The following is a 25,627-nucleotide window of genomic DNA, read 5'->3' as shown; positions in this document are numbered from 1 at the left end:
AGGGGTGGACCTGGGACCGGGGAGGCGCAATGCGCCTCCCCGGTTCGTTCTGGGGGTGTGAGCGAGAAGAATCGTGAGGGAAAGCGCACCGCCCGGGAGCGGCTGGCGGTGGAGCGCGAGAAGCAGAAGGCCGCCGATCGGCGGCGGCGCACACTGATCGTCGGCGCGAGCGTCGTCTGCGTGCTGGGTCTGGCCGCGGTGATCGGCGTCCTCGCCGCGAACTCCGGCAAGGACGAGGACAGCGCCAAGTCCGGCCCGGTCGTGGCGCCCTCGGGGGCCCAGGGCAAGGACGCCCTGGCGATCCCGGTCGGCAAGGACGACGCCAAGTCCACGCTCACGGTGTGGGAGGACTTCCGCTGCCCGGCCTGCAAGGCCTTCGAGACGGCGTACCGGCCGACGATCCACGAGCTGACGGACGCCGGGAAGCTGAGGGTCGAATACCACCTGGCCACCCTCATCGACGGCAACATGGGCGGCAGCGGCTCCCGCAACGCGGCCAACGCGGCGGCCTGCGCCCAGGACGTCGGAAAGTTCACCGCGTACCACGACGTGCTGTACGACAACCAGCCGGAGGAGAGGGACGACGCCTTCAGCGAGAACAGCAAGCTGATCGAACTGGCGGGCAAGGTCGACGGCCTCGACACGCCGGCGTTCCGCGCCTGTGTCGAGAAGGGCACGCACAACAGCTGGGTGGTGAAGTCCAACCAGGCCTTCCAGAGCGGCGGCTTCGGCGGCACACCGACCGTGCTGCTCAACGGCAAGAACATCTACCAGGACCGGACGATGACGCCGGCGAAGCTCAAGCAGATGGTCGAGGAGGCCAACCAAGGGTGAGCCTTTCTCACCGGCCCGTTATGGAGCCGTAGCCGGGCTGCCTGCCGTGGGCCCGGTGCGGCAGGGTAGCGTCGGACCTGCCATGGAACTTGCCTACATTCCCAGCCCGTCGCGCGGGGTGCTGTACCTCGGCCCCATTCCGCTGCGCGGCTACGCGTTCTGCATCATCATCGGCGTCTTCGTCGCGGTCTGGCTCGGCAACAAGCGCTGGCTCGCCCGGGGCGGGCGTGCCGGCACGGTGGCCGACATCGCGGTCTGGGCGGTGCCGTTCGGACTGGTCGGCGGCCGGCTCTACCACGTCATCACGGACTACGAGCTGTACTTCACCGAGGGCCGTGACTGGGTCGACGCCTTCAAGGTGTGGGAGGGCGGCCTCGGGATCTGGGGCGCGATCTCCCTCGGTGCGGTCGGTGCGTGGATCGGCTGTCGCCGCCGAGGTATCGCACTGCCCGCGTACGCCGACGCCATCGCTCCCGGTATCGCCCTCGCGCAGGCCATCGGCCGCTGGGGCAACTGGTTCAACCAGGAGTTGTACGGCAAGCCGACCGACCTGCCCTGGGCCCTGCACGTCACCTCCTCGGCGGACGGCCGGGTGCCGGGCTACTACCACCCGACGTTCCTGTACGAGTCGTTGTGGTGCATCGGCGTCGCCCTCCTCGTGATCTGGGCGGACCGCCGCTTCAAGCTGGGGCACGGCCGGGCGTTCGCGCTGTATGTCGCCGCGTACTGCGCGGGGCGCGGCTGGATCGAGTACATGCGCATCGACGACGCCCACCACATCCTCGGCGTCCGGCTCAACGTCTGGACCGCGATCATCGTGGGTCTGCTCGCCGTGACCTACATCGTGGTGTCGGCGAAGAAGCGGCCGGGCCGGGAAGAGGTCGTGGAGCCTCTTGCCTCCGGCGGTGAGGCCGAGGCCGACGGTGAGGGCAAGTCGGAGGACGAGCCCGAGGCTGAGGCGAAGGACGAGGCGAAGGACGAGGCCGCGGCTGACGCCGAGACCTCGGAGACCGAGGCTGAGACCAAGGCCGAGGCTGAGACCAAGGCCGAGGACGAGACCAAGGCCGAGGACGAGACCAAGGCCGAGGACGAGACCGAGGCCGAGGACGACACGGACGACACGGACAAGGTCAAGGACGAGGCCGAGTCGGCGGGGAAGAAGAGCTGACGGCCGGTTCCACCGGTTCTACGACGACGAGGGCGCCCGGACAACCCGGGCGCCCTCGTCGTCGGACAGGAGCTAGGTGCGGCGGGCCAGGGACAGGGTGCGTTGGGCCGCTGCCACCACCGCCGCGTCGATGAAGCGGCCGTCCGGGAGTGCCTGGGCGCCCTGTTCCGTCACCGCTGCCTTGACGATCGTCTCGGCCTCGTCCAGTTCCTGCTCGGTGGGCAGGTAGGCGCGTTCGATGATGGGGAGCTGACGGGGGTGGATGGCGGCGCGGCCCAGGAAGCCGAGGGCGCGGCCGTGGGCGCAGGAGGCCGCGAGGCCGTTCAGGTCCCGGGTGTCGGGGTGGACGGACTGCGACGGCGGCGCGAGACCCGCGGCCCGGGCGGCGACGACCACCCGGGAGCGGGACCAGTCGAGGCCCGCGTCGTTGCGGATGCCCAGGTCGGCGCGGAGGTCGGCCTCACCGAGGGTGATGCCCCGCAGGGCCGGGTGCGCCGAGGCGATGGCGTAGGCGTGTTCGATGCCGAGGGCGGTCTCCAGCAGGGCGTAGAGCGGGGGCGCGCCGCCTTCGGCCGGGGCGGTGGCCTCGGCGATACGGGTGATCTGGTGCGGGGCCGTCACCTTCGGCAGCCGCAGTCCCCTGACGCCGGGCAGGGCGGCCACCGCCTGGAGGTCGGCGGCGGCGAGCGGGCCGTCGAGGGCGTTCACCCGGACGTGGACCGGAACCGGCTGGGATTCGGAGAGACGCTCGGCGGTGGCCTTGCGGGCGTAGGCCTTGCGGTCCGGGGCGACCGCGTCCTCCAGGTCGATGATGACGACGTCGGCGCCCGACGCGAGGGCCTTGGTGACGGTGTGGGGGCGGTCACCGGGGGCGTACAGCCAGGTGAGGGGCGTCGGCGGGGTCACAGGGCTCCCTCCTCGCGGAGGGCGGACAGGTCGGCCGCGGTCAGGCCCAGTTCCGTCAGGACCTCGTCCGTGTCGGCGCCGTGCGGGCGGCCGGTCCAGCGGATCGCGCCGGGGGTGGCGGAGAGGCGGAAGAGGACGTTCTGCATGCGGATGCGGCCCAGTTCGGGGTCGTCGACGGCGGTGACCGTGCCGAGGGCCTGGTACTGGGGGTCGGCCAGCACGTCCCGTACGTCCTGGATGGGGGCGACCGCGGCCTCCGCCTTCTCGAACGCGGCGAGCACCTCGGTGCGGGTGCGGGCGGCGATCCAGGTGCCGACCGCCGCGTCGAGGACGTCGGCGTGGGCGGCCCGCTCGGCGCCCGTCGCGAACCACGGTTCCTCGATCAGGTCCGGGCGGCCGACCAGGCACATCACGCGTTCCGCGATCGACTGGGCCGAGGTGGAGACCGCGACCCAGGTGCCGTCGGCGGTGCGGTAGGTGTTGCGCGGGGCGTTGTTGGCGGAGCGGTTGCCGGTGCGCTCCTGGACGTATCCCAGCTGGTCGTACCAGAGGGGCTGCGGGCCGAGGACCGCCAGCATCGGCTCGATGATCGCCATGTCGACGACCTGGCCCTCGCCGGTGCGCTCGCGGGCGGCGAGGGCGGTCATGACGGCGTAGGCCGTGGTCAGGCCCGTGATGGAGTCGGCGAGCCCGAACGGCGGGAGCGTCGGGGGCGCGTCCGGCTCACCGGTGATCGCGGCGAAGCCGCTCATCGCCTCGGCGAGGGTGCCGAAGCCGGGGCGGTGCGCGTACGGGCCGAACTGGCCGAAGGCGGTGACCCGGGTGAGGATCAGCCGGGGATTGACGGCGGAGAGCTCCTCCCACCCGAGGTCCCATTTCTCCAGGGTGCCCGGGCGGAAGTTCTCGATGATCACGTCTGCGGTGGCGGCGAGGCGCAGGAGGGTGGCGCGGCCGCCGGGGGTGGAGAGGTTCAGGGTGATCGTGCGCTTGTTGCGGCCGAGGAGCTTCCACCACAGGCCGATGCCGTCCTTGGCCGGGCCGTGGCCCCGGGAGGGGTCGGGTTTCGTGGGGTGCTCGACCTTGACGACCTCCGCGCCGAAGTCGCCGAGCAGGGTGGCGGCGAGAGGGCCGGCGAAGAGGGTCGCGAGGTCGAGGACGCGCAGACCGTCGAGGGGGGTGGTCGCCGTCATGACGTGTACTGCTTCTCGATCTCGGAGCGGTACGGCATCGACGCCGACGCGCCGGGGCGCTGGACGGAGAGCGCGGCCGCCGCGGCCGCCCAGGCCAGGGCCTCCCGTACGGGGCGTTCCTCGCCGAGGGCCACCGCCAGGGCGCCGACGAAGGTGTCGCCCGCGCCGGTGGAGTCGACGGCGGTGACCTGCGGGGCCGGGACGGTGAGGGGTGCGGTGCCGCGTGCCGCGTGGAGGCTGCCGGCCGCGCCGAGTGTGATGACGACCTCCGGGACGCTGTCCAGGAGCGCGGCGGCCGCCTCGTGGGGGTCCGTGCGCCCGGTGAGGGTGGCGGCCTCGTGCTCGTTGGGCACCAACAGGTCGGTGGCGGCGAGGAGTTCGGGTGGGAGGGGTTGGGCGGGGGCCGGCGTGAGGATCGTACGGACGCCGTGGGCGCGGGCCGCCCGGGCGCCCGCCACGACGGCGGGCAGGGGGATCTCCAGCTGGAGGAGGAGGGCGTCCGCGGAGGCGATGAGGCCCTCGTCGCCGGGGGCGAGATGGTCGACGGTGCCGTTCGCGCCGGGGACGACGACGATCGCGTTGCCGCCCTCGGCGTCCACGACGATGTGCGCGGTGCCGGAGGGGGCCTCGACCGTGCGGAGGTGGTCGGTGTTCACCCCGGAGTGTTCGAGTGAGGAGCGCAGACGGGCGCCGAAGGAGTCGTTGCCGACCGCGCCGATCATCGAGACGGTGCCTCCGGCGTGGGCGGCGGCGATCGCCTGGTTGGCGCCCTTGCCGCCGGGGATCGTACGGAACTGCCGTCCCGTCACGGTCTCCCCGCGCTGTGGGGCCTTCTCGACATAGGCGACGAGGTCCATGTTCGTGCTGCCGAGCACGACGATGTCGGTCATGGGCGGGATGCCTCCCGGTGGGTGAGGGACCAGGTGAGGTGGGCGAGGGTGTCGAAGCCGGTGCCGTCGAAACCGGCGACGGAGGTGGCGAGGCGGTTGTGGAGGGGGGCCGTCCAGCGGGTGGGCAGGGCGGTGGAAGTGCCGGCCGCGGCCCCGGCGAGGAGGCCGGCGATGCTGCCCGCCGTCGCGCCGTTGGAGTCGGTGTCCCAGCCGCCGGACACCGCACGGCAGATGGAGGCGGTGAAGTCGCCGTTCGCGTGGGTGAGGGCGGCGGCGATCAGGGCGGTGTTGGGGATCGCGTGGACCCAGTGCAGGTCCTTGTGGGTGGTGTGGAGTTCGTCGACGACCGTGTCGAAGTCCTCGTGGGTCTCGGCCAGTTCGACGGCGTGGGTGATGGCCCGGGCGAGGCGCGAGCGGGGTGGGACCACTGTCAGGCCGGTGCTCAGGCACGCGTGGATGTCGTGGGTGCCGGTCGTGGCCGTGGCGATGGTGGCGGCCGTGAACATCGCCGCGTAGACGCCGTTGGCGGTGTGGGTGAGGGTGGCGTCGCGGTGGGCCTGTTCGGCCGCGGCGGCCGGGTCGCCGGGGTTGGTCCAGCCGTGGACGTCGGCGCGGATGAGGGCGCCGATCCACTCGCGGAAGGGGTTGCGGTGGCGGGCGGTGTGTGGGGGTTCGATGCCGGAGAGGAGGTTTCTGTAGGCGACGCGTTCGGCGGTGAAGGTGCGGCCGGCCGGGAGTTCGTCGAGCCAGAGTTTCGCCACGTCGGTGGTGGTGAAGGCGCGGCCGTGGCGCCTGAGCAGGAGGAGGTTGAGGAGGGGGTAGTTGAGGTCGTCGTCCTCGGGCATGCCGTTGATGTTCTCGGCGAGGGAGGTTTTCGCCGAGCGGCGGTTCCAGGGGTGCTCCTCGAGGAGGTCGGGGGGGACTCCTTGCGCTGTGAAGTAGGTGTCCAGGGGCCAGTTGCCGGTGGACTTGGCGAGGTTGCGGATGGCGTCGAGGGGGAGCTTCTCCACGGGTTTGCCCAGGAGGCAGCCGACTGCTCGGCCGAGCCAGGCTGTTTCGAGGGCGGCCTGGGCGGGGGCTGGGCGGGGGTGGGTTTCGCTTGCCCGCGCTTGCGGGGTGCCGCCTGCGCCCACCCTCCCCCACTCTCGGCTTCGCTCGAGCGGGGGGACCCCCATCGCCCCAGCGGCACGATTGCCCGCAGGGATACCGGGCGAAGTGCAGCTGCGGCGGATGCCGGCCAGGTCTGTCGGCTCGTCTTCCGCCAACCTGCTCGGCAAGTCGGCCAGTTCGTCCAGCAGGTCTTCTGCCAGCTGGCGCAGGTAGCGGGAGGGGCGGTCGGGGGAGGCTCCTGCTCGGTCCGGGGCCTCTGAGCCGCCTGCCGCTTTCCAGCGGGTTGCGATGGCCCAGGGTTCTCGGCCGTCCTCGATGGCCTGGCGGAGTTCGTGGCCGATGAGGTCTTCCGGCTGGACCCAGGTCAGGCGGAGCATCCTGGACCTCCGAGCAAGGTGGTGAAGGCCGTTTCGTGGGAGCGGTGTCTGCGGACGTCCTTCTCGAAGATCTCGCGGGTGACCTCCGCCAGGGTGCGGGCCGGTTCCCAGAGGTCGAGGCGGCTGGCCTCCGCGACCTGTTTCGACCAGTCGTCGGGGATCGGAGAGCCCAGGGCACCGGCGATCGCGCCCGCCATCGTCGCGATCGAGTCGCAGTCCCGGCCGTAGTTCACCGCGCCGAGGACCGCGTGCCGGTAGTCGCCGTTCGCCACCAGCAACATGCCCAGGGCGACGGGGAGTTCCTCGATCGCGTGCAGACGGGACGGGCGGCGGGCGCCGAGGGAGGGCTGCCGGTAGTCGGGGCCCACCGTGTCGTACGGGGCGACCGCCTCGCGGAGGGGGAGCAGCGCCGACTCGAAGTCCCGGTGGCGGGAGGCCTCTTCGCAGACCTTCTCGATCGCCTCGCGGGTGCCGTCCTTGGCCAGGGACAGGCAGGTCGTCACGACCGAGTCCGGTGTCGCGGCCGGAGCGCAGGCCGCTGCCACCGCCGCCGCGAAGACGCCCGCCGCCTCACGGCCGTACGAGGACTGGTGGGCGCCCGCGATGTCCAGAGCCTCGGCGTACGCGCCCTCCGGGTGGGCCGCGTTGACCAGGCCGACCGGGGCCATGTACATCGCCGCGCCGCAGTTGACGATGTTGCCGACGCCGGCTTCCCGGGGGTCGGCATGGCCGTAGTGGAGGCGGGTGACCAGCCATTTCTCCGCGAGGAAGAGGCGGTGGAGGGGGAGGGCCTCGGCTTCCAGTTCCGGGATCCAGCGGGGGGTCGTCATCAGGTCCGGCACCAGGTGGTCCGTGATCGCGTAGGCGTCCAGGTGGTCGCGGACCTCGGCGTAGACCCTGATCAGCGCGTGCGTCATCAAGGTGTCGTCGGTGACGTGGCCGTCGCCCTTGTGGTACGGGGCGATCGGGCGGGCGGTGCGCCAGGCGTCGCCGTTCCAGGGGCCGACGATGCCGTGGACGCGGCCGCCGTGGCGCTCGACGATCCGGTCCGGGGAGTAGCCCTCGACGGGGCCGCCGAGGGCGTCGCCGACCGCCGCGCCCACGAGGGCTCCGGTGATCCGGTCTTCGAGACTGCTTTCTGATCCTTTGGAATCTTTGGGCGTCATGCCCCGAATCATCCTCCTGGTGGCGCCGGTTGTGTGGCTTCCAGGAGTTCGGCGAGTTCCACGAGGTCGGTGCCGGTGAGGCGGGGGAGGACACAGCCGGAGAGGACACGGCAGGTGTCCCGCCAGGCGGCGGGGATGCCGGCTCCGCCGCCCAGGGCGCCGGTCAGTGCCCCGGCCAGCGCGGGGGCCGAGTCCGCGACGCGGGACAGGCAGGCCGCCGCCGGCACCGCTTCGGAGATACGGCCGTGCGAGGCCCTGACCAGGGCCAGGGCCACCGGGACGGTTTCCGCGGCCGCGATGCCGTAGCTGTAGACGTGGTCGACGATCTGGTGTTCCAGGAGGGGGATGAGAGCGAAGGCGCTCTCTGCTTCCTGGGCGAGTTCGAGCGCGTGGCGGGCGTTGCGGCCGATCTCGGTGTGCTCGGGGAGTTCGGCGAGGGCCGCGGTCACACAGGCCTCGGGGGTCGCGCCGGCCAGGGCCAGGGCGAGGGCCGCGGCCATCGCGCGGGCGCCGTGCACGCCGTCGCCGTCCTGGGTGTAGCGGGCGTCGAACTCGGCCAGTTCGGCGGCGAGTCGGGGGTTGCCGGGGTGGGCGACGGCGAGTACGCAGGCGCGTACGCAGGCGGCGTCGTCGAAGTAGTGCGGGTTGTCGTGGCCGGTGGCGGGGGGCCGTAGACCTGTGGCGAGGTTGCCCAGGCCGGCCCGGACGGAGATGCGGGCGCGCAGGGGCAGGACGGCGGACTCGATCTCGGGGGCGCGGTCCGCTGCGGCGGCGACCTCGCTGGCGATCGCGTTCCAGGTGAGGTCGATGGCTGCGCGCATACGGCGCTCTCGGCTGAGGTCGCCGAGGGCGGTGTCGTCGCCGGCCCGCAGGACCGCCTCCGCCGCGAACGCCGCCCACTCGGCGTCGTCGGAGGGGCCGAGGCGCAGGGGTTCGGGGGGTTGGTTGAGGGCGATGGGGACGGGGAGGGTGGTGGTGGCGTTCTGCTCGGCGAAGGTGTCCAGTTCGCGGGTGAGGCGGCGGGTCCACTCGGGCATGCGGGCGGCGCGGTGCCGCGCGGCGGGCCAGCCTGCGGCGTCGCCTGCGGCGAGGCCGAGGAGGAGACCGTGGACTCGGGCCTCGGCCCGTCGTCTCCCACCCGCACCACCCGTGCCGGGTTCGTCGTCGGGTGCGGGTGCGGGTGCGGGTGCGGGTGCGAGGGGAGGCGGGGTGGTGGTGCGGGTTTCGTCGTGGGGCGCGGGGGGTTCCAGTGTGGTGTTTTCGCTGTTGTCGGGTGCGGGGGTGCGTGGTCCCGGTGAGGGGTTCTTGTCGTGCTCGGGATTGGGTGCTGAGGTGTACGGCTCCGTTGTGGCCGTTCCGGTTGGTGTTCCCTCGTCCCACGGGCCGGGCGGTCTCATGCGGGTACCTCCGTCTCGTCGTTGTGGTGACCGCGGTGCAGGAGGTCCGCGACTGATTCCGGTACGACCAGGCCCTCGCCCCACTTGCCGCAGTCGTCGGGGACCAGGAGTTCCGCCACGTCGAGGATGTGGTGGCCGGCCATGGAGGGCAGGCAGGTGCCCCGGGCCGGCCCGATCGCCGCGGCCCAGGCCGTCGGGACGGCCGAGGCGCCCTGGGTGGCGCCGGCCAGCGCGCCCGCCACCGCCGCTGTGGTGTCGGCGTCGCGGCCCATGTTCACGGCGGTGAGGACGGCTTCCGGGAAGTCGCCGTCCGCCGCCGCGTAGGCGCCGAAGGCGAGGGCCACGGCCTCGGGGGCGAGGTCGGTCCAGGGGTAGCCGCCGATGACGACGGCGGAGCGGACCGCGCGTTCGCCCCGGTGGGCGACGGCCACCGCCCGGCGCAGGGAGCGTGCCGTCCAGGAGTCCTCCGGGACCACGGCGAGGGCGGAGGCGACCACGGCGATCGGGGGCGCGCCCGCCATCGCCGCCGCCACGCCCGCCGCGACCGCCTGGCCGCCGTAGATGCCCTCGCCGTCGTGGCTGACCGAGCCGTCGATGGCGACCAGGCGGGCCGCCTCGGCGGGGCGGCCCGCCGCGAAGACGCCGAAGGGGGCCGCCCGCATGGCCAGTCCGTCGCTCCAGGCGTGGCGGTGCTGGGCCGAGATGGGGGCGGCCAGGCCCCGGCGGAGGTTCTCCAGCGTGCCGCGTTCGCTGAAGCCGGCGCCTCGGAAGGGACCCTCGTCGCGGTCGGCGATCCACTCGTGCCAGGCCGCCTCGACGTGGGCCTGGGTGAGGGCCGAGCCGTGCCGGGCCAGCAGCAGGCCCGAGAAGATCGTGTACTCGGTGTCGTCCGTGCCGGCCGGCTTGTCGGTGACGTAGCCCGTGATGCGGCCCCAACGGGCGCGGATCTCGGACGGCTTCATGTTCTCGGCCGGTGCGCCCAGGGCGTCTCCGACGGCGAGGCCGAGCAGGGCGCCGCGGGCTCTTTCACGGATCGTTGCCATGGGCGGCCTCTCCTCCGGGGGCTCCGCGACGGCGCGGAACCGTTTGCGGATGTGTCCCACCATCGGCGGTTGACCCGAGCCTCAAACCCCCTCATGTCACCCGGTCGACATTTGTGCACTCTCTCGATCGAATGAGCGCTCGAAGGCAAAACTGCAGGTTAGCCCAGCCTTTCCTTCCTGGCGGAGGGGAATGGAGGGGCGTACTTTGGTGTTGTCGGAAATTAGATCCTGTCCAAAGTTTGCTTTGCCTTACCTGCTCTGGGGGACTCCATGGCCATCATCGACGTCGAGGCGCCGCTCCATGAGGCGCACCGCGACAACCACACGCACCGCGATGTGAACGGCGGCTGGCTGCGCCCCGCCGTCTTCGGTGCGATGGACGGCCTCGTCTCCAACCTCGCTCTGATGACCGGTGTCGCCGGTGGATCCGTGGGTCAGCAGACCATCGTGCTGACCGGCCTCGCGGGGCTGGCCGCCGGTGCCTTCTCCATGGCCGCCGGTGAGTACACCTCCGTCGCCTCGCAGCGCGAGCTCGTCGAGGCTGAGCTGGACGTCGAGCGGCGGGAGCTCAGGAAGCACCCGAAGGACGAGGAGGCCGAGCTCGCCGCGCTGTACATGGCGCGGGGCGTCGACGCCGGGCTCGCCCGGCAGGTCGCCAAGCAGCTCTCCCGTGATCCCGAGCAGGCCCTGGAGATCCACGCCCGTGAGGAACTGGGCATCGACCCCACCGACCTGCCCTCGCCGCTGGTCGCCGCGGTGTCGAGCTTCGGTTCGTTCGCGCTGGGCGCGCTGCTGCCCGTACTGCCGTATCTGCTCGGGGCGAGCGCGCTGTGGCCGGCCGTGCTGCTGGCGCTGTTCGGGCTGTTCGCGTGCGGGGCCGTCGTGGCCCGGGTGACCGCGCGGACCTGGTGGTACAGCGGGCTGCGGCAGCTCGCGCTCGGAGGGGCCGCGGCCGGTGTGACGTACGCCCTGGGTACTTTGTTCGGAACGGCCGTAGGATAGTAGGACTGCTACTTATGCGTTGGGCCGCATAAGTAGCCGTTACTGACTGGTTTCGAGTGCTTAACCAGTGGGCATGAGCCGTAAGCGCTGTGGGCAATGACGCCTGCGGTTCACTCGCGGGGTGGGCGACGACGCCTGCTCCGCCGTCCGGACCGGCGGACACCGATCTGATCGATCTCGTCCCGTTCGGTCCCCCCATACTTTTCAGCCACGCGCGCGGTACCCCTTTCGCCTGCCCGTGGCGTCCGCATGTTGGAACGGAGTATCCGGTTCCCGAGAACCGCTCCATCATGTAACCTGCACGAAATTTTGCGCACACGCAGAGGGCCAACGTCGTCCCTCGGCACGCCAGATATGCCACTTGAGACGACGACGGGAGAGCCGATGCGTACGCCGCGCCAGCCGTCCCAGCATTCCGCGAATGGCCAGAACTGGTCCTTCATGGATGCTCGCCCTGCTGCGCAGGGTATGTACGACCCCCGCAACGAGCGCGACGCCTGCGGCGTCGGCTTCGTGGCCACCCTCACCGGTGAGGCGAGCCACACGCTGGTCGAGCAGGCGCTGACCGTTCTGCGCAACCTCGAGCACCGCGGCGCCACCGGCTCCGAGCCGGACTCCGGCGACGGCGCGGGCATCCTCACCCAGGTCCCCGACGCGTTCTTCCGCGAGGTGGCCGGATTCGAGCTGCCCGAGGCCGGCTCCTACGCCGTCGGTATCGCCTTCCTCCCCGAGGACGGCATCCAGGACGCCGTCTCGCAGATCGAGACGATCGCCGCCGACGAGGGCCTCACCGTCCTCGGCTGGCGCGAGGTTCCCGTCGCCCCCGAGCTGCTCGGCGCCACCGCCCGCTCCACGATGCCCGCCTTCCGCCAGGTCTTCGTGGCGGACGGTTCCAGCCAGGGCATCGCCCTCGACCGCAAGGCGTTCGTGCTGCGCAAGCGCGCCGAGCGCGAGGCCGGCGTGTACTTCCCGTCGCTCTCCGCCCGCACGATCGTCTACAAGGGCATGCTGACCACCGGCCAGCTCGAGCCCTTCTTCCCGGACCTGTCCGACCGCCGCTTCGCCTCGGCCGTGTCGCTCGTCCACTCGCGCTTCTCCACGAACACCTTCCCGTCGTGGCCGCTCGCGCACCCGTACCGCTTCGTCGCGCACAACGGTGAGATCAACACCGTCAAGGGCAACCGCAACTGGATGCGCGCCCGCGAGTCCCAGCTGGTCTCCGACCTGTTCGGTCCCCAGGAGAAGCTGGAGCGGATCTTCCCGATCGCCACGCCGGACGCCTCCGACTCGGCGTCCTTCGACGAGGTCCTGGAGCTGCTCCACCTCGGTGGCCGCTCCCTGCCGCACTCCGTGCTGATGATGATCCCGGAGGCGTGGGAGAACCACGACTCCATGGAGCCGGCCCGGCGTGCCTTCTACCAGTTCCACTCCACGATGATGGAGCCCTGGGACGGTCCGGCCTGTGTCACCTTCACCGACGGCACCCAGGTCGGCGCGGTCCTCGACCGCAACGGTCTGCGCCCCGGCCGCTACTGGGTCACCGACGACGGCCTCGTCGTCCTCGGCTCCGAGGTCGGCGTCCTCGACATCGACCCCGCCAAGGTCGTCCGCAAGGGCCGCCTGCAGCCCGGCAAGATGTTCCTCGTCGACACCGCCGAGCACCGCATCATCGAGGACGACGAGATCAAGGCGCAGCTCGCCGCCGCGGCCCCGTACGCCGAGTGGCTGGAGGCCGGCGAGATCGAGCTGGGCGACCTGCCCGAGCGCGAGCACATCGTGCACACCCACGCCTCGGTCACCCGCCGCCAGCAGACCTTCGGCTACACCGAGGAGGAGCTGCGCGTCATCCTCGCGCCGATGGCCAAGGCCGGCGCCGAGCCGATCGGCTCGATGGGCACCGACTCGCCGATCGCCGCGCTGTCCTCGCGCCCGCGTCTGCTCTTCGACTACTTCACCCAGCTGTTCGCGCAGGTCACCAACCCGCCGCTGGACGCGATCCGCGAGGAGCTGGTCACCTCCCTGCGCTCGTCGCTGGGCCCCGAGGGCAACCTGCTGGAGCCCACGGCCGCCTCCTGTCGCACGGTCACCCTGCCCTTCCCGGTGATCGACAACGACGAGCTGGCCAAGCTCATCCACATCAACGCCGACGGCGACATGCCCGGCTTCAAGGCCGCGACCCTCTCCGGTCTGTACCGGGTGCACGGCGGCGGTGACGCCCTCGCCGCGCGCATCGAGGAGATCTGCGCCGAGGCCGACGCCGCCATCGACAACGGCGCCCGGCTGATCGTCCTGTCGGACCGTCACTCGGACGCCGAGCACGCGCCGATCCCGTCGCTGCTGCTCACCGCGGCCGTCCACCACCACCTCATCCGCACCAAGCAGCGCACCGAGGTGGGCCTGCTGGTCGAGGCCGGGGACGTGCGCGAGGTCCACCACGTCGCCCTGCTGATCGGCTTCGGCGCCGCCGCCGTCAACCCGTACCTGGCGATGGAGTCCGTCGAGGACCTGGTCCGCGCCGGCACGTTCCTGTCGGACATCGAGCCCGAGAAGGCCATCCGCAACCTGATCTACGCGCTCGGCAAGGGCGTCCTGAAGGTCATGTCCAAGATGGGCATCTCGACCGTCGCCTCCTACCGCGGCGCCCAGGTCTTCGAGGCCGTCGGTCTCGACGACGCGTTCGTCGAGAAGTACTTCAACGGCACGGCCACCAAGATCGGCGGTGTCGGCATCGACGTCGTCGCCAAGGAGGTCGCCGCCCGCCACGCCAAGGCGTACCCGGCGTCCGGCATCGCGCCGGCCCACCGCGCGCTGGAGATCGGCGGCGAGTACCAGTGGCGCCGCGAGGGCGAGCCGCACCTGTTCGACCCGGAGACGGTCTTCCGCCTCCAGCACTCGACGCGTGCCAACCGCTTCGACATCTTCAAGAAGTACACGGACCGGGTGAACGAGCAGTCCGAGCGGCTGATGACCCTCCGCGGGCTCTTCGGCTTCAAGTCGGACCGCCCGTCGATCTCCGTCGACGAGGTCGAGCCGGTCTCCGAGATCGTCAAGCGCTTCTCCACCGGCGCCATGTCGTACGGCTCCATCTCCAAGGAGGCGCACGAAACCCTCGCCATCGCCATGAACCAGCTGGGCGGCAAGTCCAACACCGGTGAGGGCGGCGAGGACCCGGAGCGCCTGTACGACCCGGCGCGCCGCTCCGCGATCAAGCAGGTCGCCTCCGGCCGCTTCGGCGTGACGAGCGAGTACCTGGTCAACGCGGACGACATCCAGATCAAGATGGCCCAGGGCGCCAAGCCCGGCGAGGGCGGCCAGCTGCCCGGCCACAAGGTCTACCCGTGGGTCGCCAAGACCCGGCACTCCACCCCGGGTGTCGGCCTGATCTCCCCGCCGCCGCACCACGACATCTACTCCATCGAGGACCTGGCCCAGCTGATCCACGACCTGAAGAACGCGAACCCGCAGGCGCGGATTCACGTCAAGCTGGTCTCCGAGGTCGGCGTGGGCACGGTCGCGGCGGGTGTGTCGAAGGCACACGCGGACGTCGTCCTGATCTCCGGCCACGACGGCGGCACGGGTGCCTCGCCGCTGACCTCGCTGAAGCACGCGGGCGGCCCCTGGGAGCTCGGTCTCGCCGAGACCCAGCAGACCCTGCTGCTCAACGGTCTGCGCGACCGGATCGTGGTCCAGACGGACGGCCAGCTGAAGACCGGCCGTGACGTGATCATCGCCGCGCTGCTCGGCGCCGAGGAGTTCGGTTTCGCGACCGCGCCGCTCGTCGTCTCCGGCTGCGTCATGATGCGCGTCTGCCACCTGGACACCTGCCCGGTCGGCATCGCCACCCAGAACCCGGTCCTGCGCGACCGGTTCTCCGGCAAGGCCGAGTACGTGGTGAACTTCTTCCAGTTCATCGCGCAGGAGGTCCGCGAACTGCTGGCCGAACTGGGCTTCCGCTCGATCGAGGAGGCCGTCGGCCACGCCGAGGTCCTCGACGTCGAGCGCGCCGTCGACCACTGGAAGGCGCAGGGCCTGGACCTCGCCCCGCTGTTCTACGTGCCCGAGCTGCCCGAGGGCGCGGCCCTGCACCAGGTCATCGCGCAGGACCACGGTCTGGAGAAGGCGCTCGACAACGAGCTCATCAAGCTCGCCGCCGACGCCCTTGCCGCGGACTCCGCGACCGACGCCCAGCCGGTGCGCGCCCAGGTCTCGATCCGCAACATCAACCGCACGGTCGGCACCATGCTCGGCCACGAGGTGACGAAGAAGTTCGGTGGCGCGGGCCTGCCCGAGGACACCGTCGACATCACCTTCACCGGTTCCGCGGGCCAGTCCTTCGGCGCCTTCCTGCCGCGCGGTGTCACGCTGCGCCTGGAGGGCGACGCCAACGACTACGTCGGCAAGGGCCTCTCCGGCGGCCGGGTGATCGTCCGTCCCGACCGGGGCGCCGACCACCTCGCCGAGTACTCCACGATCGCGGGCAACACCATCGCGTACGGCGCGACCGGCGGTGAGCTGTTCCTGCGCGGCCGTACCGGTGAGCGGTTCTGCGTCCGCAACTCCGGCGCGCTGGTCGTCTCCGAGGGCGTGGGCGACCACGGCTGCGAGTACATGACCGGCGGTCACGCGGTGGTCCTCGGTGAGACGGGCCGCAACTTCGCGGCCGGCATGTCCGGCGGTGTCGCCTACGTGATCGACCTCGACCGCGACAACGTCAACGTCGGCAACCTGGACGCCGTGGAGGCGCTCGACGACACCGACAAGCAGTGGCTGCACGACGTGGTGCGCCGCCATGCCGAGGAGACCGGTTCCACGGTCGCCGAGAAGCTGCTCGCCGACTGGGACGCGTCGGTGGACCGCTTCAGCAAGATCATCCCCAGCACGTACAAGGCAGTGCTCGCCGCCAAGGACGCTGCCGAGCAGGCGGGACTCTCCGAGTCCGAGATCACCGAGAAGATGATGGAGGCGGCGATCAATGGCTGACCCGAAGGGCTTCCTGAACCACGGCCGTGAGGTCGCCAAGTCCCGTCCCGTCGACGTGCGGCTGAAGGACTGGAACGAGGTCTACGTCCCCGGCTCCCTGCTGCCGATCATCAGCAAGCAGGCCAGCCGGTGCATGGACTGCGGCATCCCCTTCTGTCACAACGGCTGTCCGCTGGGGAACCTGATCCCCGAGTGGAACGACTACGCCTACCGCGAGGACTGGTCGGCCGCGTCGGAGCGCCTGCACGCCACGAACAACTTCCCGGAGTTCACGGGCCGGCTCTGCCCGGCCCCGTGCGAGTCGGCGTGCGTGCTCGGCATCAACCAGCCGGCCGTGACCATCAAGAACGTCGAGGTCTCGATCATCGACAAGGCGTGGGACGCGGGCACCGTCGCCCCGCAGGCCCCGGAGCGCCTGTCGGGCAAGACCGTCGCCGTCATCGGCTCGGGCCCCGCGGGCCTGGCCGCCGCCCAGCAGCTGACGCGGGCGGGCCACACCGTCGCCGTCTACGAGCGCGCGGACCGCGTCGGAGGCCTCCTCCGGTACGGCATCCCCGAGTTCAAGATGGAGAAGCGGCACATCAACCGCCGTATCGAGCAGATGCGCGCGGAGGGCACCCGCTTCCGCACCGGCATCGAGATCGGCGTCGACCTCAAGGCGACCGACCTCAAGAAGCGGTACGACGCGGTCGTCATCGCCGCCGGCGCCACGACCGCCCGTGACCTCCCGGTCCCCGGCCGTGAGCTCAAGGGCGTCCACCAGGCGATGGAGTACCTGCCGCTGGCCAACAAGGTCCAGGAGGGCGACTACGTCACCTCCCCGATCTCGGCCGAGGGCAAGCACGTCGTGGTCATCGGCGGTGGCGACACCGGCGCCGACTGCGTGGGCACCGCCCACCGCCAGGGCGCGGCCTCCGTCACCCAGCTGGAGATCATGCCCCGGCCGGGCGAGGACCGGGCGCCGCACCAGCCGTGGCCGACCTTCCCGATGCTCTACAAGGTCACCTCCGCGCACGAGGAGGGCGGCGAGCGGGTCTACTCCGTCTCCACCACCCACTTCGAGGGCGACGAGGACGGCAACGTCCAGTGGCTGCACCTCGTCGAGGTCGAGTTCGTCGACGGCAAGCTGACCCAGAAGCCGGGCACGGAGCGCAAGATCCCCGCCCAGCTGGTCACCCTCGCCATGGGCTTCACCGGCACCGACCGCGAGAACGGTCTTGTGGAGCAGTTCGGTCTTGAGCTCGACGAGCGCGGCAACGTCGCCCGCGACGCCGACTTCCAGACCAACGTGCCGGGCGTCTTCGTCGCCGGTGACGCGGGCCGCGGCCAGTCGCTCATCGTGTGGGCGATCGCCGAGGGCCGCTCGGCCGCCCGCGGCTGCGACCGGTTCCTGACCGGCGCGAGCGACCTGCCGGCGCCGATCCGGCCGACGGACCGCTCGCTGATGGTCTGAGGCACCTCATAGAACGTCCCGTACAACGGCGTACGGAACACTGGCAGCGTCTGCCCCACAGTCCCCGACCGGACGACTGGGCAGGCGCTGTCGCACGTCATCGTCCGATCTCGTCCGGCCACACCTGGATGTGGTCCTCCTCCAGCTCCAGCAGCACCCGGTCCTCCATGTCCAGCGCCGTCGTGTACTCGGCCGGCAGCTGAAGCCGGCCCGCGCGGTCGAGCATCGCGTACTCCCGGGCCACCAGGGACTCCTGGCCCGCCTCGTCGACCTCCGTGCGGCGCAGCACCTCCGTCGAGGTGCGGCCGTCACGGATCGCGACCGTGCGGCGGACCTCACCGGCCACCGCCTGGTCGTGGGTGACGACGACGATCGTCGTGCCCAGCTCCTCGTTGACCCGCCGGAACGCCGCGAACACCTCCGCACCCGTGGCCGAGTCCAGTTCGCCGGTCGGCTCGTCGGCGAGCAGGACGGCGGGGGAGTTGGCGAGGGCGACGGCGATCGCGACCCGCTGCTGCTGACCGCCGGACAGCTGCGGCGGACGCCGGTCACGGCAGTCGGCCACCCCGAGCAGGGCCAGCAACTCCTCCGCCCGCCCGGCCCGCCTCCTGCGCGGGCCGCCCGCCAGTTGCAGGGGCAACGCCACGTTCTGCGCGGCCGTCAGATACGGCAGCAGATTGCGTGCCGTCTGCTGCCAGACGAAGCCGACCACCTCACGCCGGTACCGCAACCGCGCCTTCGCGTCCATCGCCAGCAGATCGCGGCCCGCGACCTTCGCGGCACCGGCCGTCGGGACGTCCAGCCCCGCGAGGATGTTCATCAGCGTCGACTTGCCGCTGCCGGACGCCCCGACCAGCGCCATCAACTCGCCCTCGCGGACCAGCAGATCGAGTCCCTGGAGCGCCTGCACCTCCACGGCGTCCCCGCCGCCGCGCTTGGCGAAGATCCGCACCAGCCGGTCGCAGGCGATCAGGGCGTCGTGCCCGTAGGCGGGCCGGTCGCGCTGTGCCGCCGCCCGCCGCTCCAGCTCCGCGAGCGACTCCGTCGTACCGCTCATCGCATGTCTCCTGCCCTGAGGTGGGTGATCGGTGTCCGGCGTCCCGCCCACCAGGCCTGCGCGACGGCCACCGCGCCCGCCAGCAGCACCGCGCCCACCGCGGGCAGGGCCAGCGACCACACGTCGGCCCGCAGCGCGGCGCCCTCCGGCACCCTGCCGCCGGGTGCGCCGGCCAGGGCGAGCCGGTCCAGGTCGACACCGGGGGCGAGCAACAGGACCGTGGCCCAGCCGGTGGCCATGCCCCCGACCGCCGCGAGCAGCGCCTGGGGCAGCGCCTCCAGCCCGAGCAGCCGCCGGCCCTGGCGGGCCGTCAGGCCCAGGGTGCGCAGCCGGGCCAGCAGCGCGGCCCGCTCCGGCGCGGACCGCAGCAGCGCGAGGACCAGGGCGACGACGGCGTACCCCGCGCCCGCGACGACGGCCCAGACGTAGATCCGTCCGGCGCCCGACTGCACCGGCGAGTCGGACAGCGTCGCCCGTACCTCGCCGCGCAGGGTCACGGACAGGTTCGCCCCGGCGCCCCGCACGGCCGTCCGCAGCGCCTTCGCGTCCAGTCCGGCACCGGCCGCCAGCAGGGTCGTGGGACCACCGGAGCCCTTCAGGCCCGCCGCGTCGACCAGCAGGAACTCGGCGTCGGGCACGGCGGGAGTGCGGGGGCGCACGGCCGTGATCCGCACCGTGACGGCCCCGCCCGGCGTCACGATCCGGCGCGGCGCCCGCCCGAGCCGCTCGGCGACCCCGGGGGAGGCGACGGCATCCAGCACCCCGCCCCCGTGCTTCAGCCGGTCGGCCGTGAAACCCCCGAGCCCCACCTGCCGGGCCAGCCCGCCGTACGTGTCCGGCTCGACCCCGACCACGGTCAGCGGGTGCTTCTCGCCGGCCTCGCCCTCCGAGGCGCGTGCGATCCCCACGGCCGTGACCTCCCGGACGCCCGCCACACCCCGTACCGCCCGCGCCAGCCCCGCCGGGAGCGGAGTGCCGTCGGTCGTGGAGATCCGCGCGTCCGCGCCCGTCTCCAGCAGCGCGGCCCGGTCCCTGGCGTCCGCCACACCCGCCAGCACCGAACCGCCGAACGCGGCCGTCGTCAGGGCCGTCAGCAGGGCGAGCAGCGGCAGCGCGGCGACCGCCGCGGGCGAGCGGCCCGCGCGGGCCAGCGACAGGAAACCGACCAGCCCGCGCAGCCGCCCGGCCGGGCCGGCGGCCCACCGCAGGGGCAGCGGGTACAGCCGTACGAGGACCAGCGCCGCGACCAGCCCGACCAGCACCGGGGCGGCGCTCACCAGCACATCACCCGACCCGCCCGTGCCGCGGCGGCGCAGCGCCAGCACCGAGCCGACGGCCAGCACCAGCAGGGTCAGCTCGGCGACCGTGCGGCGCCCGCCGGGCCGGGCGTGGGCGAGGTCGTCGCGTTCCCGGTGCGCCCGCGGACTGCGATGGGCGACGACCGCGCGCACCGGCAGCGCGGCACAGGCGAGCAGCGCCACGGCGGCCGCGCCGAGCACGGCCGGCCGGAGCCGGGCCCCGTCCACGGCGAGCACGGCGAGCAGCAGACCGCCGGCCGCCGCGGGCGCCGCCACCACTGCGGTCTCGGCCAGCAGCCGCCCGGCGATGCCGCGCAGGGAGCCGCCCCGGGCCCGCAGCAGGGCGAGTTCGGTGTCGCGGCGGGCGGCGGCCAGACCCCCGCTCATGACCAGGACGACGACGGCGATCGCGCCGATCCCGAAGGCCGCCACGGCGACCACGGGCGTGATCGCGTCACGGGTCGCCGTGTAGGAGCCGACGACCTGCTCCAGGCCGGTGGACAGCCGCGCCGTCGGACCGGCGGCCTCGCGCATCCGCAGCAGCGCGGGCCCGCCCTCGAGGGACGCGACGGCGTCGACGAGCGCGGCGGCGTCCCGCGCGCCGAGCCCGTCGGTCGCGGGCGCGATCCGCCAGTACTTCTCCGGCTCGCCCTGGCCGCCGAGCAGCGCCGGGGCGGCCTCGGGCGCCAGCAGGACGCCCGCCTCCCAGTAGAACTGCGGTGGGGGAGGGCTGTTGACATAGGCCAGGGCGGGGCTGCGCAGCACCCGCTCCACGGACCACCAGCTCCGCTCCGGATGCCGGGGTTCGAGGATCCCGGTGATCCTCACGGTCAGCGGTCCGTCCGGGAAGCCGGCCAGGGTGAGCGTGGAGCCCGCCCGCAGCCGCAGCGTCCGGGCGGTCTCGGTGGTCACGGCGCCTTCCAGCACCCGGGTGTCCGCCGTCACCGGCGCGCCGGCGGTGGGCAGCCTGCCCTCCCGTACGGTGGCGTGCTCGGCGACTCCCGACTGCGCCAGCAGGGTGAACCGGGGCGGCAGCCCGTCGGGCCGGGGCAGCGACGCGTCCTGCGCCTCCAGGCTCGTCGCGGTCCGCACCCCGTACGCCGACTCGGCGGGGTCCGCCCGCAGCGGCTCGGGCAGCAGCGCCGACGCCTTGACGTCGACCGCCGCGAGCGCGTCCGGCCGCACCGCGTCCTCGCGGGTCTCCTGCGGCAGTTCGAGCCCCGGCTGCGGTGCCTTCAGCTCCAGCACGGTGGACTCGGGGGACGCGGCGGCGAGAGCCCCCCGCAGCCCGTCCGTCTCGTACGCCTCGACGGCCCGGGGCAGCAGCGCCGCCAGGAACGCCGTGACCAGCACCAGCGCACCGAAGGCGACGGCGGTCACGGGCGCGGTCCGCAGCCGGGTGCGCACCCAGGGTGCGCCGTGATCGTGCGGGGGCATCTCAGTCCTCCCCCTGGTGGCGGAGCGTGACCGCCGGCTCGGCGCGGCGCAGCGCCGACGCGGCCGTGATCAGCAGGAGCGGGGCGGCCGTCCCGGCGAGGAGCAGGGCCACCCGGGACACCGGGAGGTCGACGAGGACGGACGGGACCGGCCGTGCGGCGTCGGAGGTCAGCACGATCAGCGGGACGACGGCCCGGGTCAGGACCGTCCCGAGACCGAGCCCGGCGAGCAGCCCGACGCCGATGAGCAGGCCCTGCTCCGTGGCCACCAGCCGGGCGAGGTCCCGGCGCGGCGCGCCGAGGGCGCGCAGCACCGCGAACTCCGCGGACCGCTCCCGCCGCGCACCGGCGGCGCTCACCGCGAAGCCCCCGGCGGCGAGGGCCGCGGCGACCACCGCCACCGCCGACAGTGCCGAGCGCGGGCCGGCACCGAGCGGATCCCGCAGCAGTTCGGCCGCGGTCTCGTCCCGCACCAGCACCTGCTCCGGTGCGAGGTCGGGGTGCGTGCGCAGCGCGGCGGCGACCGCGGCGGCCCGGCCGGGGGCGGCGCTCACCCACCACTCGGTGGGCGTGAGCGGCGCGCTCGCCCGCTGGGCCAGCACGGCGTCGACGGCACGCAGGTCGAGCAGCAGGGCGCCGCCGTCGACGGGCTGTCCGTCCAGGTCCGTGGCGGTCGTCGGCAGCTCCTCGACCGACCGTACGATCCGCACCCGCAGCCGTTCCCCGGACAGCGGTACGTCGATGTCGTCGCCGACGCCCGCGCCCGCCGCGCGCAGAAAGTCCCGGGTGGCCACGGCGGGGACGCTCGCCGCCGCCTCGGCCCCGGTGGTGTCGACGCGGACGGTGAAGGCCGGGATGGAGAAGGCACGCTCCTCGGGGGCGACCCCGGTGCCGTACGACACGGTCAGCGGCGCGGTGCCCGACACGGCCGGTTCCGCGTCCGTCTCCGCGACGGGGTCGCCGTTCTCCGTCACGGTCCAGTCGCCCTTCCAGCGCAGCCCGGCGGGCGCCGGGACGGTTCGCGGGGTGCCGTCGCGGCCGGTGGCGAGCAGGCGTTCGAGCGTGAACCGGTGTCCTTCGGGGCGGCCGACGGGCGAGGTGTCGTCGAGCTGCAGTCCGGTCAGCCGGAGCGGTCCGGCCGGGGCGGCGCGGCGGCCCGTCGCCGTCACGTCCAGGTCGAGCGTGATCCGGTGGGCCCGGGCGTCCACCGGGAGCTTCCCGGCACCCAGCCGGTACGCGATGCCGTACCGGTCCTCGACGACCACCGTGAGCCGCGGCGCGCGGCCGGAGGGGGAGCGTCCCGACCCCGCCTGTACGTCGGTGACGCGCACGTCGAGGGTGAGCCGGCGGGTGCCGTCGGGCAGCCGTATCGCGCGGTCGGTGTCCTGCTCGGGCGGGGCCAGCGCCCGCAGCAGCTTCCGCGCGGGCTCCTCGGCGAGGTCTCCGCGCAGCAGCATCCCGTCCCGCGCGTGGGCGGTGTCCAGGGCGAGGACCGTCGCCTCACGGCCGCCGGAGAGGTCCAGGGTGGTGCGGTGCGCGGGAGCGGCGTCGCGGGCTCCGGGCAGTGCCGCGTAGAGACCGGTCTGCCCGGGGCTGCCCGGCCTGTTGTCGAGGACCCGTACGGCGGCTCCCGTCGCGAAGTCGGCCTGGTCGTCCTGCGAACGGTCCCAGGACGCGCCGTGTCCGATCGCCAGCATCCCGGTCGACACGGCGACGACCAGCAGCAGCACCGGACCCGCCCCGCGCAGCGGGCGCCGGCTGAACTGCCAGCCCGCCAGCGCCGCCGGCAGTCCGCGCCCGCTCGCGGAGCGTCGCTCGGCGAGCCGCGCCGCGAACGGCAGCAGACGCAGCGTCAGCACCGTGCCCGCCAGCAGCGCCAGCGCGGGCGCCGCGACCAGCAGCGGGTCGATGCCCAGCTCCCCGGCCCGGTCCCGGCTGAGCGCGCCGCCGCCGGCCGTGTCGGTCTGCCGGTCGAGCTGCCAGTACGCGGCCCCCGCGATCAGCAGCAGCCCGACATCGGCTCCGGCGCGCACGGGTGCGGCCGTCGTGGCGGCCCGGACGCGCCGCAGCCGTACGGGCGCACCCGCCGTCGCCGCCAGCGCGGGCGCGACGACCGCCACCGCGCACGCCACCGCCACCGCGCCGGCCACCAGCCAGACCCGGCCCGCCGGGGCGGCGTCGAGCCGCAGCCCGATCCGGTCGAGCGAGGACCACCGGGCGAGCAGCCGGGCCAGCGGGCCGGACAGCAGCGCCGCACACACCGCGGCCGGTACCGCCAGCAGCAGCGCCTCCAGCGCGGCGAGTCCCGCGATCCGGCCGCGCGATCCTCCCCTGGCCCGCAGCAGTTCGGTCTCGCCCGCCCGCTCGGCGTCCAGCAGCCGGGCCACCAGCAGCAGCGCGTACCCGGCGAGCAGCACCAGCTGCACGGAGACGATCATCAGCGTGGACCGGGACACCAGCAGGGCCCGCCCGGTCCGGTCGAGCACCTCGGGCAGCGCGGTGTTCACCGTCGCGTCGCCACCGAGCGCCGGGTCCTCGCGCAGGGCCCCGGCCGCGCGCACGGCCGCCGCGCGGAGCGCGCCGATGCCGTCGGTGGTGAGGGTCCGGTAGTCGGCCGTTGCCACCCAGCCGGTGTCGTCGTCGGAGGTGCGGCCGGAGGCGAGCACCGACGCGTCGGCCAGCAGCGGCCCGTACGTGGTGAAGACGACGGTGCGCACGCCCAGGCCGCCGAGGGCGTCCGCCTGCCAGTACGGATCGGAGCGGTCCGCCGCCCGGTACACGCCCGTCACCCGGACCTGGAGGGGCTCGCCGCTCAGCCGGTCGGTGAGCGCGATGCGCGCTCCGGGCCGCAGCCCCAGCCGGTCGGCGGCCGCCTCGGGCAGGGCCACGGGCACCGGAGTGTCCGCGTCCGTGGCCGGGCCGGGCAGCGTCCCCGAGACCAGCCGGAGCCGGGACCGGTCGAGGGCGGCGAAATGCGTGAGGTCCGGCTGCCCGGCCCGGGCTTCGGCGTCCTGGAGGGACCGGGGCAGCGCGTACGGCCCGGACCGCTCCAGCTTCCGCACGGTCACCGGCAGCCCGCCGAACGCCTCACGCGCCGCGCGCACCACGGCCCGCTGTGCCGCGTCCCGCCGCTCCTCGGGTACGTCCGCCTCGACGACGAGGGCGGCGGAGGCCGCGGCCCGGCCGCCCAGGGTGCCGCGCAGCGCCGCGTCCCCGACGGAGCCGGAGAAGGCGGTGAGGGTGGCGAGCACCGAGGTGGTCAGCAGGACGTTGAGCAGGGCGGCCGCGAGCAGCAGCCGATGCGCGCGCACGCGCAGCAGCAAGAAGCCCGTCACTCTTCCCCCACCCGATTGCCGAGCCACTGTTCCCCCAACCCGGCATGCATATCACGGAGTTACCTGTCAGGCACAAGCGTTCGAGTGCGGATCGTTCGGCTCTTGACCGTCCGGCCGGTTGCGTATGGGATGCGGTGATGACGGAGAACACCAGTGCGCGGTCCGGTGCCGCCCTCGCCGACGACGCGTCCGGCGAACCCATGCTGCGCGTGGAGGATCTGCACCACTCCTACGGCACGGGCGCCGCGGTCGTGCACGCGCTGCGCGGGGCCTCCTTCACCGTGGGGCGCGGTGAACTGGTCGCACTCAAGGGCCGTTCGGGCTCCGGCAAGACGACGCTGCTCCATCTCATCGGCGGCCTCGACTCCCCGCAGAGCGGCCGTGTCGTCCTCGACGGCACCGAGCTGTCGGCGCTGAGCGAGGGCGAGCTGCTGGAACTGCGCCGCGACCGGATCGGGTTCGTCTTCCAGTCCTTCGGGCTCATTCCCATCCTCACCGCCGCCGAGAACGTGGGCGTGCCGCTGCGGCTGCGCCGGGCCGAGCCGCGCGAACGCGAGGAGCGGGTCGCCCTGCTGCTGGCCCTGGTGGGCCTCGCCGACCACGCGACGCAGCGTCCGGCCGAGCTCTCCGGCGGACAGCAGCAGCGCGTCGCCATCGCCCGGGCCCTCGCCAACCGCCCGGCCCTGCTGCTCGCCGACGAGCCGACCGGCCAGCTGGACGCCGCCACCGGTCTGGCCGTGATGGAACTACTGAGGGCCGTCGTCCGCAGCGAGGGCGTTACGGCCCTCGTCGCCACCCACGACCCCCAACTCCTCGGCCTGGCCGACCGGGTACTGGAACTCGGCGACGGGGAGGTCGTCGAGGGCGGGTGACGGGGCGGCACCACTCGCCGCTCGGGCGCCTGTCCACCGGCGGGCCGGGCGCCGCCCGCCGCCGGGGCGCGGTTGAGCGGGCGGCGTCGCTGATCAGGCGGGCGGCCCGGTCG

The 25,627-nt window shown here is 73.3% G+C and carries 16 protein-coding genes; 6 read left to right on the top strand and 10 right to left on the bottom strand.

Translation table 11 applies throughout. The features are described 5' to 3' along the window. Window positions 1–57 precede the first annotated feature (57 nt). Window positions 58–834: a DsbA family protein gene (locus ACIRF9_RS05995; protein WP_403816986.1), complete on the top strand. Its 777-nt coding sequence runs from the start codon at window positions 58–60 to the stop codon at window positions 832–834. Between the two features lie 82 nt (window positions 835–916). After that, complete coding sequence (lgt, locus tag ACIRF9_RS05990) at window positions 917–2,002, top strand: prolipoprotein diacylglyceryl transferase (protein WP_403816983.1); 1,086 nt, start codon at window positions 917–919, stop codon at window positions 2,000–2,002. Window positions 2,003–2,074: 72 nt separating this feature from the next. Here the strand turns inward: lgt and ACIRF9_RS05985 are convergent, their stop codons facing one another. From ACIRF9_RS05985 to ACIRF9_RS05955, 7 genes are read right to left on the bottom strand one after another with little or no spacing between them, the layout of a single operon-like run. After that, window positions 2,075–2,908 carry an HpcH/HpaI aldolase/citrate lyase family protein gene (locus tag ACIRF9_RS05985; protein WP_403816980.1) on the bottom strand — a complete coding sequence of 278 codons (834 nt, stop codon included), beginning with the start codon at window positions 2,906–2,908 and terminating at the stop codon, window positions 2,075–2,077. Then, on the bottom strand, window positions 2,905–4,098 hold the full coding sequence (locus ACIRF9_RS05980; protein ID WP_403816978.1) for a CaiB/BaiF CoA transferase family protein: 1,194 nt from the start codon (window positions 4,096–4,098) through the stop codon (window positions 2,905–2,907). The genes ACIRF9_RS05985 and ACIRF9_RS05980 overlap by 4 nt, the downstream gene beginning before the upstream one ends. Next, window positions 4,095–4,988 carry a ribokinase gene (gene rbsK, locus ACIRF9_RS05975; RefSeq protein ID WP_403816975.1) on the bottom strand — a complete coding sequence of 298 codons (894 nt, stop codon included), beginning with the start codon at window positions 4,986–4,988 and terminating at the stop codon, window positions 4,095–4,097. The genes ACIRF9_RS05980 and rbsK overlap by 4 nt, the downstream gene beginning before the upstream one ends. Then, window positions 4,985–6,475: an ADP-ribosylglycohydrolase family protein gene (locus ACIRF9_RS05970; RefSeq protein WP_403816972.1), complete on the bottom strand. Its 1,491-nt coding sequence runs from the start codon at window positions 6,473–6,475 to the stop codon at window positions 4,985–4,987. The genes rbsK and ACIRF9_RS05970 overlap by 4 nt, the downstream gene beginning before the upstream one ends. Beyond that, window positions 6,463–7,641: an ADP-ribosylglycohydrolase family protein gene (locus tag ACIRF9_RS05965; RefSeq protein WP_403816969.1), complete on the bottom strand. Its 1,179-nt coding sequence runs from the start codon at window positions 7,639–7,641 to the stop codon at window positions 6,463–6,465. Before ACIRF9_RS05965 ends, ACIRF9_RS05970 begins: the two co-directional genes overlap by 13 nt. A gap of 8 nt (window positions 7,642–7,649) precedes the next feature. Further along, a complete protein-coding gene (locus ACIRF9_RS05960; protein ID WP_403816967.1) occupies window positions 7,650–9,038 on the bottom strand; it encodes an ADP-ribosylglycohydrolase family protein in 1,389 nt (462 codons plus the stop codon). Continuing rightward, window positions 9,035–10,081 (bottom strand): ADP-ribosylglycohydrolase family protein, encoded by a 1,047-nt coding sequence (locus ACIRF9_RS05955; RefSeq protein WP_403816964.1) that lies wholly within the window; start codon window positions 10,079–10,081, stop codon window positions 9,035–9,037. Before ACIRF9_RS05955 ends, ACIRF9_RS05960 begins: the two co-directional genes overlap by 4 nt. Before the next feature lie 270 nt (window positions 10,082–10,351). Between ACIRF9_RS05955 and ACIRF9_RS05950 the strand changes: the two genes are divergently transcribed. The 3 genes from ACIRF9_RS05950 to ACIRF9_RS05940 all read left to right on the top strand — a co-directional run bounded on the left by ACIRF9_RS05950 (window position 10,352) and on the right by ACIRF9_RS05940 (window position 17,516). Further along, the gene (locus tag ACIRF9_RS05950; protein ID WP_403816961.1) at window positions 10,352–11,083 is read left to right on the top strand and encodes a VIT1/CCC1 transporter family protein; all 732 of its coding nucleotides are present in this window, start codon (window positions 10,352–10,354) and stop codon (window positions 11,081–11,083) included. A 384-nt stretch (window positions 11,084–11,467) separates the two neighbouring features. After that, on the top strand, window positions 11,468–16,063 hold the full coding sequence (gltB, locus tag ACIRF9_RS05945; protein ID WP_403816958.1) for a glutamate synthase large subunit: 4,596 nt from the start codon (window positions 11,468–11,470) through the stop codon (window positions 16,061–16,063). Beyond that, the gene (locus ACIRF9_RS05940; protein ID WP_403816955.1) at window positions 16,056–17,516 is read left to right on the top strand and encodes a glutamate synthase subunit beta; all 1,461 of its coding nucleotides are present in this window, start codon (window positions 16,056–16,058) and stop codon (window positions 17,514–17,516) included. The genes gltB and ACIRF9_RS05940 overlap by 8 nt, the downstream gene beginning before the upstream one ends. A 97-nt stretch (window positions 17,517–17,613) precedes the next feature. Here the strand turns inward: ACIRF9_RS05940 and ACIRF9_RS05935 are convergent, their stop codons facing one another. From ACIRF9_RS05935 to ACIRF9_RS05925, 3 genes are read right to left on the bottom strand one after another with little or no spacing between them, the layout of a single operon-like run. Then, the gene (locus tag ACIRF9_RS05935; protein ID WP_403816952.1) at window positions 17,614–18,573 is read right to left on the bottom strand and encodes an ABC transporter ATP-binding protein; all 960 of its coding nucleotides are present in this window, start codon (window positions 18,571–18,573) and stop codon (window positions 17,614–17,616) included. Continuing rightward, window positions 18,570–21,308 carry an ABC transporter permease gene (locus ACIRF9_RS05930; RefSeq protein ID WP_403816950.1) on the bottom strand — a complete coding sequence of 913 codons (2,739 nt, stop codon included), beginning with the start codon at window positions 21,306–21,308 and terminating at the stop codon, window positions 18,570–18,572. The genes ACIRF9_RS05935 and ACIRF9_RS05930 overlap by 4 nt, the downstream gene beginning before the upstream one ends. 1 nt (window position 21,309) lies before the next feature. Then, complete coding sequence (locus tag ACIRF9_RS05925; RefSeq protein ID WP_403816947.1) at window positions 21,310–24,642, bottom strand: FtsX-like permease family protein; 3,333 nt, start codon at window positions 24,640–24,642, stop codon at window positions 21,310–21,312. Between the two features lie 137 nt (window positions 24,643–24,779). On the opposite strand from ACIRF9_RS05925, the gene ACIRF9_RS05920 reads away from it, so the two are divergent. Further along, the gene (locus ACIRF9_RS05920; RefSeq protein ID WP_403816945.1) at window positions 24,780–25,514 is read left to right on the top strand and encodes an ABC transporter ATP-binding protein; all 735 of its coding nucleotides are present in this window, start codon (window positions 24,780–24,782) and stop codon (window positions 25,512–25,514) included. The last annotated feature ends 113 nt before the right edge of the window (window positions 25,515–25,627 follow it).

This window comes from Streptomyces sp. NPDC096132 (assembly GCF_044763345.1).
Classification (GTDB): domain Bacteria; phylum Actinomycetota; class Actinomycetes; order Streptomycetales; family Streptomycetaceae; genus Streptomyces.
The sequence above is the reverse complement of the archived record's forward strand: the minus strand, read 5'-3'. Positions and strand labels throughout refer to the sequence as shown.

Bases quoted from the DNA above. Each gene is read 5' to 3' on its own strand.
- ACIRF9_RS05935 (WP_403816952.1), bottom strand. From the start codon at position 18,573: ATGAGCGGTACGACGGAGTCGCTCGCGGAGCTGGAGCGGCGGGCGGCG.
- rbsK (WP_403816975.1), bottom strand. From the start codon at position 4,988: ATGACCGACATCGTCGTGCTCGGCAGCACGAACATGGACCTCGTCGCC.
- ACIRF9_RS05955 (WP_403816964.1), bottom strand. From the start codon at position 10,081: ATGGCAACGATCCGTGAAAGAGCCCGCGGCGCCCTGCTCGGCCTCGCC.
- lgt (WP_403816983.1), top strand. From the start codon at position 917: ATGGAACTTGCCTACATTCCCAGCCCGTCGCGCGGGGTGCTGTACCTC.
- ACIRF9_RS05970 (WP_403816972.1), bottom strand. From the start codon at position 6,475: ATGCTCCGCCTGACCTGGGTCCAGCCGGAAGACCTCATCGGCCACGAA.
- ACIRF9_RS05980 (WP_403816978.1), bottom strand. From the start codon at position 4,098: ATGACGGCGACCACCCCCCTCGACGGTCTGCGCGTCCTCGACCTCGCG.
- gltB (WP_403816958.1), top strand. From the start codon at position 11,468: ATGCGTACGCCGCGCCAGCCGTCCCAGCATTCCGCGAATGGCCAGAAC.
- ACIRF9_RS05930 (WP_403816950.1), bottom strand. From the start codon at position 21,308: ATGCCCCCGCACGATCACGGCGCACCCTGGGTGCGCACCCGGCTGCGG.
- ACIRF9_RS05940 (WP_403816955.1), top strand. From the start codon at position 16,056: ATGGCTGACCCGAAGGGCTTCCTGAACCACGGCCGTGAGGTCGCCAAG.
- ACIRF9_RS05965 (WP_403816969.1), bottom strand. From the start codon at position 7,641: ATGACGCCCAAAGATTCCAAAGGATCAGAAAGCAGTCTCGAAGACCGG.
- ACIRF9_RS05950 (WP_403816961.1), top strand. From the start codon at position 10,352: ATGGCCATCATCGACGTCGAGGCGCCGCTCCATGAGGCGCACCGCGAC.
- ACIRF9_RS05920 (WP_403816945.1), top strand. From the start codon at position 24,780: ATGACGGAGAACACCAGTGCGCGGTCCGGTGCCGCCCTCGCCGACGAC.
- ACIRF9_RS05960 (WP_403816967.1), bottom strand. From the start codon at position 9,038: ATGAGACCGCCCGGCCCGTGGGACGAGGGAACACCAACCGGAACGGCC.